This window comes from Shewanella sp. 4t3-1-2LB, from assembly GCF_017368415.1.
GTDB classification, from domain to species: domain Bacteria; phylum Pseudomonadota; class Gammaproteobacteria; order Enterobacterales; family Shewanellaceae; genus Shewanella; species Shewanella fodinae.
On sequence record NZ_JAFNJD010000175.1, the window covers coordinates 1 to 255 of the forward strand.

1 protein-coding gene is annotated in these 255 nt (G+C 45.9%); it reads left to right on the forward strand.

The genetic code is table 11. From position 1 onward, the window contains the following. On the forward strand, positions 1-255 hold a 255-nt coding region (locus tag J3L11_RS19180), incomplete at both ends, for an ISAs1 family transposase (protein ID WP_207572016.1).

Below are 255 nucleotides of genomic sequence, written 5' to 3' on the forward strand. Positions count from 1 at the left end.
GAAGAAACCCGCTCTGACATCAACCAAAGACATAACCTTGTGGACGTCATGTTCCTTGTCTTAAGCGCTATTATGTCGGGTGCTGAAGGCTGGCAAGACATTGAAACCTTTGGTGATAGTAAACTTCTTTGGCTACAAAAATTCCGCCCATTTAATCATGGTATTCCTCGACGGCATACAATCGCTCGTATCTTGCGTACGGTGGTTGTGGAATCACTGCTTGAAGCGCTGTTGAATTGGGTAAATGAGCAGCGG